This window comes from Sphingopyxis sp., from assembly GCF_016793825.1.
GTDB lineage: Bacteria > Pseudomonadota > Alphaproteobacteria > Sphingomonadales > Sphingomonadaceae > Sphingopyxis.
The window spans coordinates 169056-184852 of the sequence record NZ_JAEULM010000019.1 but is presented as its reverse complement, the minus strand read 5'-3'; the positions used below and the strand labels follow the sequence as shown (position 1 = coordinate 184852).

The window sequence follows — 15797 nt, the reverse complement described above, 5'->3', positions numbered from 1 at the left end:
GGGGCAGACAGACGCCCCGTACCGCCCCGGGCCGGATTGCCCGGAATCAGAGGCCCCGCCCGGCATAGGGCTCGGCGGGCGAAGGAAATCCCATGTTTGACGTGAAAAAAGTATCGATCGAGTGGGGCGGTGAAACGCTGACCCTCGAAACGGGCAAGGTTGCCCGCCAGGCCGACGGCGCCGTGATGGCGACGCTGGGCGAAACGGTCGTCCTGTGTGCCGTGACCGCCGCCAAGTCGGTGAAGGACGGGCAGGACTTCTTCCCGCTCACCGTCCATTATCAGGAAAAATACTCGGCCGCCGGCCGCATCCCGGGCGGCTTCTTCAAGCGCGAACGCGGCGCGACCGAAAAGGAAACTCTGGTCAGCCGCCTGATCGACCGCCCGATCCGCCCGTTGTTCCCCGAAGGTTTCTATAACGAAATCAATGCTATCGCTCAGGTCTTGAGCTACGATGGCCACAACGAGCCCGACATCCTCGCGATGGTCGCCGCGTCGGCCGCGCTCACCATTTCGGGCGTGCCCTTCATGGGCCCGATCGGCGCCGCGCGCGTCGGTTACCTGAACGGCGAATATATCCTCAACCCGACCGACGAGCAGGTTGCGGAAGGCGACCTCGACCTCGTTGTTGCCGCCACCTACGACGCGGTGATGATGGTCGAATCCGAAGCGAACGAGCTGTCGGAAGAAGTCATGCTGGGCGCCGTCCTGTTCGCGCACGATGCGTGCAAGGAAGTCGTGAAGGCGATCGTGAAGCTTGCCGAGCAGGCTGCCAAGGATCCGTGGGAAGTCGCCGCCGGCGACGACAATGCCGCGATCAAGGACAAGCTGAAGAAGCTGATCGGCAAGGACATCACCGCCGCCTACAAGCTGACCGACAAGTCGGCCCGCTCGAACGCGCTGAACGAAGCGCGCGCGAAGGCGAAGGAAAGCTTCGCTGCCGACGGCCTGTCGCCGCAGGAAGTCATGGCCGGCATCAAGCTCGTCAAGAAGCTGGAAGCCGAGATCGTTCGCGGCGCCATCCTGAAGGACGGCAAGCGTATCGACGGCCGCACGACGACGCAGATTCGTCCGATCGTCGCCGAAACGCACTTCCTGCCCCGCGCGCATGGCTCGGCACTGTTCACCCGCGGCGAGACGCAGACGATCGCCACCGCGACGCTCGGCACCAAGGAAAGCGAACAGATGGTCGATGGGCTGAATGGCCTGTCGTACCAGAACTTCATGCTCCACTATAACTTCCCGCCCTATTCGGTCGGCGAAGTCGGCCGCTTCGGCGCGCCGGGCCGCCGCGAAGTCGGTCATGGCAAGCTGGCATGGCGCGCGCTGCACCCCGTGCTGCCGACGAAGGACGAGTTCCCCTACACGATCCGCCTCACCAGCGACATCACCGAGTCGAACGGCTCGTCGTCGATGGCGTCGGTCTGCGGCGGCAGCCTTGCGATGATGGACGCCGGCGTGCCGATCAAGCGCCCGGTATCGGGCATCGCGATGGGCCTGATCCTCGAAGGCAAGGACTATGCGATCCTGTCGGACATCCTGGGCGACGAGGATCACCTCGGCGACATGGATTTCAAGGTCGCGGGCACGTCCGAAGGCATCACCACGATGCAGATGGACATCAAGATCGCGGGCATCACGCGCGAGATCTTCGAAGCGGCGTTGACCCAGGCCAAGGAAGGCCGCGCGCACATCCTCGGTGAAATGAACAAGGCGCTCGGCGAAACCCGCAGCGAATTGTCGGATTATGCCCCGCGTATCGAAACGATGCAGATCGACAAGTCGAAGATCCGCGACATCATCGGCACCGGCGGCAAGGTGATCCGCGAAATCGTCGCGACCACCGGCGCCAAGGTCGATATCGACGACGAAGGTCTGATCAAGATCTCGTCGAGCGACCTCAACCAGATCGAAGCGGCCCGCAAGTGGATCGCCGGCATCGTCGAGGAAGCCGAAGTCGGCAAGATCTATGACGGCAAGGTCGTCAATCTCGTCGATTTCGGGGCGTTCGTGAATTTCATGGGCGGCAAGGACGGTCTCGTCCACGTCAGCGAAATCAAGAACGAGCGCGTCGAAAAGGTCGCCGACGTCCTGAGCGAAGGCCAGGAAGTCAAGGTCAAGGTCCTCGAGATCGATCCGCGCGGCAAGGTTCGCCTGTCGATGCGTGTCGTCGATCAGGAAACCGGCGAAGAACTGGAAGATACCCGCCCGGCCCGCGAACCCCGCGAACCGCGCGGCGATCGTGGCCCCAGAGGCGATCGTGGCCGTGACGGCGGCGACCGCGGACGGGGCGGACGCGATCGTGGTCCGCGTCGTGACGGCGGGGATCGCGGCGACCGCGGCCCGCGCCGCGAACGCAGCGAAGGTCCCGAAGATCAGGGCCATGTGCCCGACTTCCTGAAGGACTAAGTCTTTCCGGTAACGGAACAGAGAGGGGCTGCCGCAAGGCGGCCCCTTTTTCCTTGTGCGCGAGGATAAGCGGATGACGGCCGATTTGGGGGCGATTGTCGCGACGGCTTGGCGCGCCCGACGCCAGCGTATAGCCTGAATCCTTTCTTTCCCCGGTGCAGAGCGAGTCCATGATTTTACAGACCCTGACCCTGACGCTTGCCGTGGCGGCTGTTGCGCCGGCGACAAACCCGATACCGGCCCCGCCACCGAGGCCCAAAATGATGGCACCGCCACCCCCGCCGCCACCTTTGCCCGTTCCGCCAAGGGCGGACGCGCCCGACACGCGACCTTATGTCGCGCTTGTCACCGACGCCGGCACGATCACGGTCCGGCTGGAGGACAAGCGTGCGCCGGTTACCGCCGCCAATTTCCTGCATTATGTCGATACAAAGCGCATGGACGGGTTCAAATTCTATCGCTCGACGAAAAGCTGGGGCGGCGCGAGCGCGCTGGTTCAGGGGGGCAATCGCGGCGACGCGCGCCGGAATTATCCACCGATCGCGCACGAACCGACGAACGTCACCGGGCTGACCGCCTGCAAGGGCGCCGTTCTGATGGCGCGTCTGGCCCCGGGCGATGCGACGAGCGACTTCTTCTTGTTGTTGTCCGACATCCCCGGCTTCAACGCCGATCCGAAGCGTGAGGGCGACAATGCGGGCTTTGCCGTTTTTGGCGAATTGGTCGGCGGCACCGACGTCGTCCAGAAAATCTATGACGCGCCGGTTTCGCCGACCGCGGGCCAGGGCGTCATGGTCGGTCAGATGCTTGAACCGCAGTTCACGATCCTGTCGGCGCGCCGCGTTCCGGCTCCCGTCGATGTCCCGAAAGGCTGTGTGGTCAAGGCGCCGTAAAGACGCGCCGAAGCCCTTATCATTTATTTTGCGTTCATGCGCGCTGTGGCTATACCGCGCGCATGACTCAGCGCCCCTCCCTTCGCGCCTCGATGCGCTTGCTCGCCGCCGCTCTTGTGATTTCGCCGATGCTGGCGGCTTGCGCCGGCGGTTCGGGCGTCAAGAAGGATACCCGTTACGTCGCTCGCGACGTCAATACGCTGTATCGCGCGGCGCAGGATCGCCTCGACCGCAAGCAGTACAAGATCGCGGCGGCGCTGTTCGACGAAGTCGAACGCCAACATCCCTATTCACCATGGGCACGCCGCGCCCAGCTGATGAGTTCGTTCAGCTATTATATGGACCGCGAATATACGCCGGCGATCGAAGCCGCGCAGCGCTTTCTCGCGATCCATCCGGGCAACAAGGATGCGCCCTATGCCTATTATCTGATTGCGCTCAGCTATTATGAGCAGATCAGTGACGTGACCCGGGACCAGAAGATCACCGAACAGGCGCAGAATGCGCTTGGCGAAGTGATCCGCCGGTATCCCGACACGCGCTATGCGGCCGACGCGCGGCTCAAGGTGGATCTGGTGCAGGACCATCTCGCGGGCAAGGAGATGGAAATCGGTCGGTTTTACCAGCGCAGCTCGAACTGGCTGGCGGCTTCGATCCGTTTTCGCGAAGTCACCGAGAAGTTTCAGACGACGAGCCATACGCCCGAGGCGCTCTATCGCCTGACCGAATGCTATCTGGCGCTCGGCATCCCGGAAGAAGCGAAGAAGTCGGCGGCCGTCCTTGGTGCCAACTATCCGGGCAGCAAATGGTACAGCCGCGCGTATGACCTGATGCGGAAACACGCGCCGAGCGCCTGAGCGTCCGCACCCTGTTCGCAGGAATAGATTCGCATTTTGTTCTGCGGTAAGGACGCTCGGTGCTGACCGCCTTGTCCATTGCCAATATCGTTCTGATCGAACGGCTCGACCTCGATTTCGACGCGGGGCTTGGTGTGCTGACGGGTGAGACGGGCGCCGGCAAGTCGATCCTGCTCGACGCGCTGGGGCTCGCGCTGGGCATGCGTGCCGACAGCGGGCTGGTCCGGCAGGGCGCCGACCAGGCGCAGGTGACGGCAAGTTTCACGCCGCCCGCATCCGGTACGCCGCTTGCTGCGCTGCTTACGGAAAACGAGATTGGCCTGGAACCGGGTGAGCCGTTGCTGATCCGTCGCAGCATGAAGGCCGATGGCGGGAGCCGCGCCTTCCTGAACGACCAACCCTGCTCGGCTGCGCTGCTCCGTGAGGTTGGGACCCATCTTGTCGAAATCCATGGCCAGCATGACGATCGCGGGCTGCTCGCGCCGGCCGGACATCGCGCGCTGCTCGACGCCTATGCCCGCGCCGACACGGACGTCGTAGCGGCGACGCATCGGGCCTGGCGCGCAGCGGACGAGAAGCTGGCGGCCGCGAAGGCCGCGATCGCCGAAGCTGAGCGCGACCGCGAATGGCTGGAGCATTGCGTTGCCGAGCTTCGGGCCCTGGATCCGGCGCCGGGCGAGGAAGCCGAACTCGCCGCGGCGCGGGCGGCGATGCGGAAGGGTGAGAAGATCGCGGGCGATCTCGGCACGATCATGGAAGCCTTTGATGGCAGCGCGGGCGGCCCGGCGCTGTTGCGTGGTGCGGCGCGGCGGCTCGATCAACTGGCCGGCGACCATCCCCTGCTCGCCGAGGCGTTGGCAAGCCTCGATCGGGCGATCATCGAAGCCGACGAAGCCGAGATGCGGCTCCACGAAGCCGCGCGGGCCATGGAATATGACCCCGGGCGACTGGAGGCGGCGGAGACACGGCTGTTCGAGCTGCGGGCTATGGCACGCAAGCATGGCGTCCAGCCCGATGATCTTGCGGAACTGGCGGCGGATCTCGCATCGCGGCTCGATGCGATCGAGGGCGGTAGCGCGGGCATCGTCAAGCTGGAGGCTGCCGTCGCGGAAACCGCCGCCGCTTATACTCACGCCGCGACGGCGCTCTCGGGGCTTCGTGCGAAGGCGGCGGTGCGGCTCGATGCGGCGGTCGCGGGCGAACTTGTGCCGCTCAAGCTTGACGCCGCCCGGTTCCAGACGCTCGTCGAGCGCCTGCCGGCCGACCGCTGGGGTGAAAGCGGGATCGACCGTGTCGAATTCCTGATCTCGACCAATCCCGGCGCGCCGTTCGCTCCGCTCGCGAAGATAGCGAGCGGCGGCGAATTGTCGCGCTTCATCCTCGCGCTGAAGGTTGCGCTCGCCGAAGAGGGCGGCGCCGACACGATCATCTTCGACGAGATCGATCGCGGCGTCGGCGGCGCGGTGGCGAGCGCGATCGGCGAGCGGCTGGCGAGGCTTGCCGGAGCCGGCAAGCAATTGCTGGCGGTCACTCACAGCCCGCAGGTCGCCGCCAAGGGCGGGTCGCATTTCGTCATCGCCAAATCGAGCGAGGGAACGGTAACGCGCACCGGCGTCCGGGCGCTCGACAGCCGAGGTCGCAGGGAAGAAATCGCGCGCATGCTCTCGGGGAGCGAGGTCACCGAAGAAGCCCGCGCGCAGGCGGAAAGACTGCTGGAGAGCGTATGAGCAACGGCAATTATTGGGACGATGGTTACCTCGCATTGCCCGGCTTTTTGCCGACCGACGTCACACACGCATTTCTTGGGACGCTGAAATCCGATCTCGCGCGTGCCGGCGTATCGTTCGACCGGCTGAAACGCGGATCGAACCTGTTGAAGACCGAGGCGGTCGAGGTTTACGGTATGCAATATATGCCGATGATCACCTTCCTGTGGGGAATGACGTCGGCCGTGAAAAATCTCGTCGGGCGCGAACTGCGTCCGACCTATTGCTATTTTCGCATGTATCGCGCGGGTGATATCTGCCGCATCCATTCTGACCGTTATGCCTGCGAACACAGCCTGTCGTTGCTGCTCGCCGCGAGCGACGGCAAGGCATGGCCGCTCGAAGTGGGATCGCAGCATATTGAAACGCCCCGCGAACGCGCTGACGAGGATTTCGGCAACGAGGCATATGGCTCGGTACCGATGTTGCCGGGCGATGCAGTTCTCTATCAGGGTGTTCACCGCGCGCACGGGCGCTTGATGCCCAATCCCAACCGCTGGTCGGCGCATCTTTTCCTGCACTGGGTCGATATCGATGGTCGCTATGCCGATCAGGCTTTCGAAGGCATGAAAATTCCACCGACCGAAGCACTGGCGATGGAACGAGGGTGACGATGATGCGTGCCCATCCGCTCGACCGACCGATCTGGAGTATGCTGACTGGACGGCAGAGGCATCTGGCCGAAGGCGACGCGCACGCCGTGCGGATCGACCGGCGTTACGGACCTTTCGGTGCGGCGGCGGACAGCGGCTCGGCCGCGCAGGCCGAGCTTGCGGCGCTGATTCCCCCGAATGGCGAGTTGTGGTTGGTGGAAGGTGAATGCTGGCCGTTGCCGCCGGGGACGCGCGAGGTAAAGCGCGCGGTGCTCGCGCAGATGGTGGCTGAGGGTGCTCCGCCGCCTGCTCGCGTCAGCGAACCGGCGATGGTCGCGCTTGGTGACGCCGATGCTCCCGAAATGGCGGCACTGGCGGCGCATGCGCAGCCGGGGCCGTGGGCAGCGACAACGCATCGCTATGGCCCCTTCTTTGGAATCCGTGAAGACGGCCGCTTGTTGGCCATGGCCGGACAACGCATGTTGATGCCGGGCATGGCCGAAGTCAGCGGTGTCGCGACCTGGGAGGATTGTCGCGGTCGCGGCTATGCGCGGGCCCTGATCGGGCATGTCATGCGTTCGATGGCGGCCCGTGGCGAGCAGCCGTTCCTGCACAGCTATGCCGATAATGCCGGCGCGATCGCGCTCTATGAATCGCTCGGCTTTCGAATCCGGCGCCAGGTTCATGTGCTGGTAATCGCGAAATGATGAATCGGCGGGAGCACCTCGCCGCGATGTTGGCCGTGGCGGCTGCGCTGCTGCCGGCCGCGAAGCTGAAGGCGCTGGAGGCGCGAATGGAAGAATTGGTCCCCGAGTACGGTCTTATAGGTCAGATGTTGGCGCAGCCGGGCCAGCGCGATGCACTGATCGAGATTTTGACCGAAGGCACGGGATCGATGCCCGGCAATTTCGCCTATCTGATCGGCGAGGACAGCGCCAACGCCGACGCCATCTGGATCGTCGAGTTGTGGGAAAACCGGGAAGCTCATGCGGCGTCGCTCCAGCTTCCTGTGGTGCAGGAGGCGATCCGCAAGGGGCGTCCGCTGATCGCCGGATTTGGCACTCGCGCCGAGTTCAAGCCGGTGGCAAAAGCCGGAACATGACCGAGATTGAATCGCTGACCCAAGCCGAGGCGGCCAATGAGTTGATGCGGCTGGCGAAGCAGATCGCATACCATGGCAAGCGCTATCATGCCGAAGACTCGCCCGAGATTTCGGACGCCGAATATGATGCACTGGTTCGCCGCAACGATGCGATCGAGGCGGCCTTTCCCGATCTGATCCGCAGTGACAGCCCGAATCAATCCGTCGGTGCCACCATCGAGGCGTCGCCGCTCGCCAAGGTCACTCACGCGCAGCGGATGATGAGCCTCGACAACGCCTTTTCGGGCGAGGATGTCGAAGAGTTCGCAGCGCGCGTGCGGCGCTTTCTGAACCTTGCGGACGATGCCGCGATCGCGATGACCGCCGAGGACAAGATCGATGGCCTTTCCTGTTCGCTCCGCTACGAAAACGGCTTGCTCGTCCAGGCCGCGACGCGAGGCGACGGCCGTGTCGGCGAAGATGTGACCGCCAACGTCCATCACATTGCCGATATCCCGCAACAACTTGCGGGCGAGGCGCCGGCCGTCTTCGAGATTCGCGGCGAAGTCTATATGGCAAAGGCCGATTTTACCGCGCTCAATGAGCGGTTGATGAGCGAGGCTGACGACCCTGCGAAGGCGCGCCAGTTCGCTAACCCGCGCAATGCCGCGGCAGGGTCGCTGCGGCAGAAGGACGCAAATGTCACCGCGTCGCGTCCGCTCCGCTTTCTCGCGCATGGCTGGGGCGATGTCAGCGGGCTTCCCGCCGACACGCAGTTCGGCGTGATGAAAGCGATTGCGGGCTGGGGCGTTCCGGTGTCGCCGCTGCTGGTACGCTGCGACAGTGTCACCGAAGTCCTTGCCCATTATGCGGAGATCGAACGTCGGCGCGCCGAAATGGCTTATGACATCGACGGCGTCGTCTACAAGGTCGACCGGCTCGACTGGCAACAGCGGCTCGGGTTCGTCGCCAAGGCGCCGCGCTGGGCCATCGCGCACAAATTTCCAGCCGAACGGGCGCAGACGACACTCGAAGCCATCGACATTCAGGTCGGCCGCACTGGCAAGCTGACGCCGGTCGGACGGCTGACTCCCGTGACGGTCGGCGGTGTCGTCGTATCGAACGTGACGCTTCACAATCGGGACGAGATCGGGCGGCTCGGCGTCCGCCCCGGCGACCGTGTCGTGATCCAGCGCGCGGGCGACGTGATCCCGCAGGTGGTCGAGAACCTGACCCGCGAGGAAGTTCGGCCCGCTTATGCTTTCCCCGATCATTGCCCCGTCTGCAACAGCGAGGCGGTCGCGGAGGAAGGCGAAGTCGATGTCCGCTGCACCGGCGGACTCATCTGCAACGCCCAGAAGTTCGAGCGCCTGCGGCACTTCGTCAGCCGCGGTGCGCTCGATATCGAGGGGTTGGGTGAGAAGAGCATCCAGGAGTTTCTCGATCTCGGCTGGCTCGACCGGGGCCCCGCGGATATCTTCCGGCTGAAAAATCATCGCCACGAACTGATCGGGCGCGAGGGGTGGAAGGAAAAGTCGGTCGACAATCTCCTTGCGGCGATCGAGGCGAAACGGTCGCCCGACGCGGCGCGGCTGCTCTTCGGGCTGGGTATCCGGCATGTCGGCGCGGTGACGGCGCGCGATTTGCTGAAAGGGCTTGGCGATCTTGCCCTGCTACCTGCGAAGGCGACGGGAATTCAGGCGTATCTCGACACTAATCCACAAGCGGAGGGCGAATCCGACGGAAAGTTTACCGCGCGGAAGATGGATGCGATCAAATCCATCCTCGAAGTACGCGCCGACGGGATCGGTCCCGCCGTCGCCGAGGCTCTCGGCGATTTTTTCCACGAACCGCACAATCGCGACCTCTGGGACGACCTGCTGTCCGAAGTGTCCCCGCCACCATATGTGCTGGAGACGCGCGATAGCGAGGTGTCGGGAATGACGGTCGTCTTTACCGGCAAGTTGGAGACGATGAGTCGCGATGAGGCGAAGGCTCAGGCCGAAGCGCTTGGCGCCAAGGCGGCAGGATCGGTGAGCGCAAAAACCGACCTGGTGGTCGCCGGACCGGGTGCGGGGTCGAAGCTCAAACAGGCGTCGGCGCTCGATATCCGCGTGATCGACGAGGCCGAATGGGCCGCGATCGTTGCCGCGGCGAGCTAGGACAAGCCGTGCGTATCGTCACAGGCGGCACGGACAAAATGCTGTGAGGGGGGCGAATGGCAAGAGGTGATTATCTCAAGACGCTGATGCACGATCTCGAATCGCACACCGAGGTGCGGCGGTTTGGGAGTGGGTGGCTGTCTGGCTTTTTCGGGCTGCTGTTCGCCATCGCTGGCTTTTTCATGGTGATCGCGCTGCGCTTTCCCGATTGGTTTGCGACGCCCGAACTGGAAATCCTGAAAGACTGGGGCGGCTTTCGGGGCGCGGTGCACGTCGTGCTGCTGATCAGCTACGGCCTGTCGCTGCTGAGCCTGTTGCTGCGGCCGCGAAAGGTACTGGGGCTGACCGCGCTGATGATCGGGCTGGCCGCGATCCTGGTGGGCGGATCGAACGTGCAACCGCAGGAAACGCGGGACTGGGGCATCTTCTTCGGGCTCGACTTCTTCGTCGTGAACCTGCTCGTCACGGGGTTCATGTTCGCCCCGCTTGAGCGGGCCTTTCCGCACCGGCGGACACAACGGCTGTTTCGGACCGAATGGCGCGAGGATCTATTCTACTATCTGGTCAGCACGATGTTCGTGCAGGTGCTGGGTTTCCTCGCGCTCGCACCGCAACAGTTCGTCAATGCGCACACCAATAGCTGGGATGCGTTCCGCGCCGGGGTCGCATCGCTGCCCTGGATCGTCCAGTTCCTGATCGTGCTCGTCGCGTCGGACCTCGTCCAATATTGGTTCCACCGGACCTTCCACCGCTATCCGTTCCTCTGGGGCTTTCATGCGGTGCATCACAGCGCGAAATCGATGGACTGGCTGGCGGGGTCGCGGATGCACTTCGTCGAGATCATCCTGCTGCGCGCCATCACGTCGCTGCCGCTTTTTACCTTGGGCTTCAGCCCATCGGTGATGCAGGCCTATATCGGCTTCGTCTATGTCTGGTCGTCGCTTCTCCACGCCAATGTCGGCGGCAATTTCAACCGACTGGGTCATTGGGTCGCGACGCCGCGGTTTCACCACTGGCATCACGGGCTGGAGCGCGAGGCGTTCGATGTCAATTTCTCCATCCATTTTCCGTGGATCGACAAGATCTTCGGCACGTTCCACCTGCCGAAAGACCGGTGGCCCCAGAATTACGGTATCCCCGAAGATGTCCCGAAGAAATATTGGGGCCAGTTCCTCTATCCCTGGACCCGCACGGGGAAGAAGACCGACGAAGCTCCAGCCGAATAGGACATTATGTCCGCTTGTCAGTCGTACGACCCTGCCATAAGGCGCGGCTCGTGGGCATTCTCGCCGCCTTTCGCCGTCCCGGTCTGTTGCTGCTGCTGCCGCTGATTCTCGCGCTCGCCGCGCGGGTACTGGTCGCGCCGGGCTGGATGATCGAAAGCGACGCGGCAGGAACGATCACGGTTCGCGTCTGTTCGGACCCGGCCAATCCGGGCGGCACCATGACGATCCCCATCGAAAGGTCGGGCGACAAGGCCGCCGACCACGAGGCGGGCGAAGGGCAGCAACATTGCCCGTGGGGCGCGCTTGCTGCGACACCCGTGGTCCCCGTCCTGCCCATGTTGCTCCAGAGGATCGTCGAGACGGAAGCTGCTCCGCTCGGCTTGTGGGTGCTCGGTTTCGCGCCGGGTATCGCGTCCCCACTTCCGCCCAGTACCGGCCCCCCTTCCTTCGCCTGATCCAGACCGACCGGTCGCCCGCACTTCGGTGCGGAGTGGCCCGTGACTGCATTCAGCAAAGGAAAGACCATGAAAACCCGTATTCACGGGGCAGCGCCCGTGCTGGCGCTCGCCGCCTGTTTCGCCGCCGCGCCCGTCCAAGCCGACGAGGCCGATTCCACGATCATCGTGACCGCCCAGACCGCAACCGCCGCCGCAGAAGACCGAGCGGCCGCTACGCCAGGGGGTGCCGACGTCGTGCCGTATGCAGACTATGCCGACAAATCGGTCGTCAGCCTGCGCGACACCCTGGCTTTTTCGCCCGGCGTCTACCTCCAGCCGCGCTATGGGCAGGAGGTTCGCATTTCGATCCGGGGTTCGGGGTTGTCGCGCGGTTTCCACATGCGCGGGTTGACGCTTCTCCAGGACGGCGTGCCGATCAACCTCGCCGACGACAATGGCGACTTCCAGGAACTCGAGCCGATCTTCTTTGATCATCTCGAGGTGTATCGGGGCGCCAATGCCTTGCGCTTCGGATCGGGAACGCTGGGGGGCGCGGTCAATGGCATCACGCCGACGGGGCGGACTGCGGGCGGAATCTATCTCCGCGGCGACGCAGGCAGCTTTGCCATGGTACGCGGCCTGGTGTCTGCCGGCGTCGCCAGCGACCGCGTCGATGCATGGGGTGCGATCAGCGTCGACCGATCGGACGGCGACCGCGATCATGCCAGGCGCCGCAGCGTACGCTTCCAGGGCAATGTCGGCTTGAAGCTGGGCGATATCGTGACGAGCCGCTTTTACGCGAGCATCAACAATATCAATCAGCAATTGCCCGGCGCACTGACCTATACCGAGGCTCTGACGACGCCGCGCAAGGCCGCGGCGGCGAGCCTCGCAGGCGATCAGGCACGCGACATCGATTCGCTGCGGCTCCAGAACCGGACACGTTTCGACTGGGGGGCGCTGACGCTGGACGTGGGCGGTTTTGTCAATGCCAAGACGCTGTACCACCCGATCTTTCAGGTCGTCGATCAGGAGAGTGTCGATCGGGGCGGGTTCTTCCGTTTCGATTATGACGGCGAGAAGGTCGCCGCGACCTTCGGCGGCGAACTGCGCATCGGCGACATCAATTCGAAGCGTTTCGTCAACGTGTCGGGCAAGCGCGGCAGCAAGACGTTCGACGCAAAGCAGGATGCGCGCACCGCGACGCTATACGGCGAGGTGCGGTTGAAACCTGCCGAGACGCTGACGCTCGTTGCGGGCGGAGTCTATGCCGATGGGATGCGGCGGCAGAACATCGCCTTCAACAGTGCGGCGCCGGCGCAGGCCGGCACGGTCGGTCGGGGGGATTTCGACGCCTTCTCGCCCAAGGTCGGGCTGTTGTTCGAACCGGTCGCCGACGTGCAGGTCTATGCCAACTACAGCCGCTCGGTGGAATTCCCCGGCTTCAACGAGCTGGCCCAGATCGCGACGTTCGTCCCGCTCGCCTCGCAGCGGGCGTGGACGGCGGAAATCGGCACGCGCGGCAGGACGGGGCAGATCGGCTGGGACATCAGCCTCTATCGCGCCGACATCAAGGGCGAGATGCTGCAATTCACTGTCGGACCTGACGTCCCCGCATCGACCTTCAACGCCGGACGGACGCGCCATGAGGGCATCGAAGCCGCCCTCGAATGGAGCCCGGCGGACTGGCTGCGGCTGCGGCAGGTCTATGCCTACAGCAACTTTCGCTTTCGCGGCGATGCCGAATTCGGGGACGGACGCCTGCCGGTGGTTCCGCGCCATGTCTATCGCGCCGAACTGCGGCTGGGGACCGACGCGCTCCATATCGCGCCGAGCCTCGAATGGGTACCGCAAGGTCCCTTCGCCGATTATCGCAACGAGCAACGCACACCGGGATATGCCCTGGTCGGCGTGACGGGCGGCGCCCGGATCGCCGAGGGGATCGACGCCTTCGTCGATGTCCGCAACATCACGGGCAAAAAGGCGATCGGCGACATCAGCGCGGCCATCACCGCTGCCGTGACGCCGACTTCGATCCCGGCGAACTATTACCCCGTCGAACGGCGCGCCATTTCGGCCGGCGTTCGGGCTCGCTTCTAGGGAGAGGGGGGATGACGGATACCGGTCCTGCTCCGCTCTATCGCACGCTGTGGCGCTGGCATTTCTATGCGGGGCTGTTCGTCATCCCCTTTGTTCTGATCCTGTCGGCGACTGGGGCGGCCTATCTGTTCAAACCGCAGATCGACCGATGGGAGGAGCGGGCCTGGCGCGGCCAACCCACCGAAGGAGCGGTGGACGCCGATGCGCAAGTGGTTGCCGCGCTCGCCGCCTTTCCGGGCGCCAGCTTCTACTTCTACCGGATACCGGCCGCGCGTGGCGACGCGGCGGTCGTCCACGTCGGGCTGCGCGGAGGGGGCGAACGCGACGTTGCCGTTTCACCCCAAGGCAGGGTGATCGGATCGGCCGACCCCGAAGCCCGCTGGACGGCGTGGCTCGCGCGGCTGCACGGCAGCTTGCTGATCGGCCAAAGCGGCAAGCTGTTCGTCGAACTGGCGGCGAGTTGGGCGATCGTGATGATCCTGTCGGGACTGTATCTCTGGTGGCCGCGCGGCCGGGGATTGGCGGGTGTGGTCTGGCCGCGTCTTTCGCTTGGCGGACGGACCGCGCTGCGCGATCTGCATGCCGTGACGGGCTTTTGGGTATCGGGTCTCGCGCTGGTGCTGCTTTTTACCGCGCTGCCCTGGACCGAAGTCTGGGCGAGCGGCTTTCGCGCCGTGCGTTCGGAAATGGGTTGGGTCGCGGGGGTTCAGGACTGGAAGGGCGGCGCTGAGCAGCGCCCGGCGCATGGCCATGCGATGATGGCCGCCATGCCGATGGAGCCGGGACCGCGCGTGCCCCTCGAACATATCCTGATCCGTGCGCGCGGTGAGCATATGCCGGCGCCTGCGATCATTCAGGCACCGGGCGCGCCCAACATGTTCGGTCCGCCGAACGGCGATGTCTGGACGCTGACGACCCAGACCCAGAACCGGCCGCTGGTGCGCAAGGTCAGCTATGACGCGCAAACGGGCACAGAAGTCGCGCGCAGCGGCTTCGCCGGCAAGCATCCGGTCGACAAGGTCGTCGAATATGGGATCGCCTGGCACGAGGGTCAGCTATTCGGGCTCGCGAACCAGTTGATCGGCGTGGCCACCGCCCTCGCGTTGTTCACGCTCGCAATCTCGGGATTCCTGATGTGGCGGCGCCGCAAGCCTGCCGATAGTTTTGGTGCGCCGCCGGTGCCGCGCGACCCGGCCCGGCTCAAGGGGCTCGCCGCAATCATCCTGCTGCTTGCCGCACTGCTGCCGATGCTCGCGGCATCGCTGATCTTGCTGTGGGTCGTCGATCGGCTCATCTTGCCGCGACTTCCGCGTACGGCGCGTTGGCTTGGAGTCGCACGCGCATGAAGGTTTCATTTGCAACTATTTCATGTTAGGCCTTCGCCGATGAAAGACGGCTTTACTCATGTTCACGAAGTTCCGCCGCAGGGCGTCGCGGCCGACTGGACGATCGCGCAGAATTGGGATGCCTTCACGGCCGACGAGCATGCGATGTGGGACCGGCTGTTTGCGCGCCAGTCGGCGATGTTGCCCGGCCGGGCGTCGGACGCCTTCCTGCGCGGAATCGACGTGCTGCGCCTCGAAAAGCCGGGAATTCCCGATTATCGCGAGCTCAATGCGCGGTTGACGGATGCGACGGGGTGGCAGGTCGTCGCCGTGCCGGGTCTCGTTCCCGACGATGTCTTTTTCGATCATCTCGCGAACCGGCGCTTTCCCGCCGGCAATTTCATCCGTACGCCGGAACAGCTCGACTATCTGCAGGAACCCGACGTCTTTCACGACGTCTTCGGCCATGTCCCGATGCTCGCCGACCCGGTATTTGCCGACTATATGGTCGCCTATGGCGAGGGTGGGCTGCGCAGCCTGAAGTTCGACGCGCTGAAGCAACTCGCCCGGCTATACTGGTACACGGTCGAATTCGGGCTGATCCGCGAAGCGGGGGGGCTGCGCATCTATGGCGCGGGGATCGTGTCCAGTTATGCGGAGAGCGTCTTCGCGCTGGACAGCGACAGTCCGAACCGCATCGGCTTTGACCTGGCGCGGGTCATGCGCACCGATTACCGGATCGACGATTTCCAGCAGAATTACTTCGTGATCGACAGCCTCGAACAGTTGCTCGACACGACGGTAAACACCGATTTTGCGCCACTCTATGCCGCGAACGATGCGCTGCCGCCGATTGCCATCGCCGACATCCTGTCCGACGACGACGTGATCACATGTGGCACGCAGGAATATGCGACGGCGAAAGCCTGAGCGGGCTGCTGCTCCCGCT

Annotated in this window: 13 protein-coding genes; all 13 read left to right on the top strand. The window is 64.3% G+C overall.

The annotated features are described in order from the left end of the window. The first annotated feature begins 92 nt into the window (after nt 1-92). The 13 genes from pnp (at nt 93) to phhA (ending at nt 15778) form a co-directional block, all read left to right on the top strand. Nucleotides 93-2408 carry a polyribonucleotide nucleotidyltransferase gene (gene pnp / locus JNM03_RS05235; protein WP_294034985.1) on the top strand — a complete coding sequence of 772 codons (2316 nt, stop codon included), beginning with the start codon at nt 93-95 and terminating at the stop codon, nt 2406-2408. Between the two features lie 260 nt (nt 2409-2668). Then, nucleotides 2669-3301: a peptidylprolyl isomerase gene (locus JNM03_RS05230; RefSeq protein WP_294034983.1), complete on the top strand. Its 633-nt coding sequence runs from the start codon at nt 2669-2671 to the stop codon at nt 3299-3301. Nucleotides 3302-3363: 62 nt separating this feature from the next. Further along, a complete protein-coding gene (locus JNM03_RS05225; RefSeq protein WP_294034981.1) occupies nt 3364-4158 on the top strand; it encodes an outer membrane protein assembly factor BamD in 795 nt (264 codons plus the stop codon). 59 nt (nt 4159-4217) lie between these two features. Next, nucleotides 4218-5885, top strand: a complete 1668-nt coding sequence (recN, locus tag JNM03_RS05220; protein WP_294034979.1) for a DNA repair protein RecN — start codon at nt 4218-4220, stop codon at nt 5883-5885. Continuing rightward, nucleotides 5882-6535, top strand: a complete 654-nt coding sequence (locus tag JNM03_RS05215; RefSeq protein ID WP_294034977.1) for a hypothetical protein — start codon at nt 5882-5884, stop codon at nt 6533-6535. Before recN ends, JNM03_RS05215 begins: the two co-directional genes overlap by 4 nt. A 2-nt stretch (nt 6536-6537) precedes the next feature. Next, the gene (locus tag JNM03_RS05210) at nt 6538-7224 is read left to right on the top strand and encodes a GNAT family N-acetyltransferase (protein WP_294034975.1); all 687 of its coding nucleotides are present in this window, start codon (nt 6538-6540) and stop codon (nt 7222-7224) included. Further along, complete coding sequence (locus JNM03_RS05205) at nt 7224-7619, top strand: antibiotic biosynthesis monooxygenase (protein WP_294035338.1); 396 nt, start codon at nt 7224-7226, stop codon at nt 7617-7619. The genes JNM03_RS05210 and JNM03_RS05205 overlap by 1 nt, the downstream gene beginning before the upstream one ends. Continuing rightward, nucleotides 7616-9760: an NAD-dependent DNA ligase LigA gene (gene ligA / locus JNM03_RS05200; RefSeq protein ID WP_294034974.1), complete on the top strand. Its 2145-nt coding sequence runs from the start codon at nt 7616-7618 to the stop codon at nt 9758-9760. The genes JNM03_RS05205 and ligA overlap by 4 nt, the downstream gene beginning before the upstream one ends. 56 nt (nt 9761-9816) lie before the next feature. Continuing rightward, complete coding sequence (locus tag JNM03_RS05195; RefSeq protein ID WP_294034972.1) at nt 9817-10986, top strand: sterol desaturase family protein; 1170 nt, start codon at nt 9817-9819, stop codon at nt 10984-10986. A gap of 50 nt (nt 10987-11036) precedes the next feature. Continuing rightward, nucleotides 11037-11441, top strand: coding sequence for a DUF2946 family protein (locus JNM03_RS05190; RefSeq protein ID WP_294034970.1), 405 nt, complete (start codon nt 11037-11039; stop codon nt 11439-11441). A gap of 69 nt (nt 11442-11510) precedes the next feature. After that, a complete protein-coding gene (locus JNM03_RS05185; RefSeq protein WP_294034968.1) occupies nt 11511-13523 on the top strand; it encodes a TonB-dependent receptor in 2013 nt (670 codons plus the stop codon). A gap of 11 nt (nt 13524-13534) precedes the next feature. After that, complete coding sequence (locus JNM03_RS05180) at nt 13535-14869, top strand: PepSY domain-containing protein (RefSeq protein WP_294034966.1); 1335 nt, start codon at nt 13535-13537, stop codon at nt 14867-14869. Between the two features lie 39 nt (nt 14870-14908). Next, nucleotides 14909-15778 (top strand): phenylalanine 4-monooxygenase, encoded by an 870-nt coding sequence (gene phhA / locus JNM03_RS05175; RefSeq protein WP_294034964.1) that lies wholly within the window; start codon nt 14909-14911, stop codon nt 15776-15778. Nucleotides 15779-15797: the final 19 nt, after the last annotated feature.

Coding starts and splice junctions, on each gene's coding strand:
- pnp (WP_294034985.1), top strand. CDS start 93: ATGTTTGACGTGAAAAAAGTATCGATCGAGTGGGGCGGTGAAACGCTG.
- JNM03_RS05230 (WP_294034983.1), top strand. CDS start 2,669: ATGATGGCACCGCCACCCCCGCCGCCACCTTTGCCCGTTCCGCCAAGG.
- JNM03_RS05225 (WP_294034981.1), top strand. CDS start 3,364: ATGACTCAGCGCCCCTCCCTTCGCGCCTCGATGCGCTTGCTCGCCGCC.
- JNM03_RS05215 (WP_294034977.1), top strand. CDS start 5,882: ATGAGCAACGGCAATTATTGGGACGATGGTTACCTCGCATTGCCCGGC.
- JNM03_RS05210 (WP_294034975.1), top strand. CDS start 6,538: ATGATGCGTGCCCATCCGCTCGACCGACCGATCTGGAGTATGCTGACT.
- JNM03_RS05205 (WP_294035338.1), top strand. CDS start 7,224: ATGAATCGGCGGGAGCACCTCGCCGCGATGTTGGCCGTGGCGGCTGCG.
- ligA (WP_294034974.1), top strand. CDS start 7,616: ATGACCGAGATTGAATCGCTGACCCAAGCCGAGGCGGCCAATGAGTTG.
- JNM03_RS05195 (WP_294034972.1), top strand. CDS start 9,817: ATGGCAAGAGGTGATTATCTCAAGACGCTGATGCACGATCTCGAATCG.
- JNM03_RS05185 (WP_294034968.1), top strand. CDS start 11,511: ATGAAAACCCGTATTCACGGGGCAGCGCCCGTGCTGGCGCTCGCCGCC.
- JNM03_RS05180 (WP_294034966.1), top strand. CDS start 13,535: ATGACGGATACCGGTCCTGCTCCGCTCTATCGCACGCTGTGGCGCTGG.
- phhA (WP_294034964.1), top strand. CDS start 14,909: ATGAAAGACGGCTTTACTCATGTTCACGAAGTTCCGCCGCAGGGCGTC.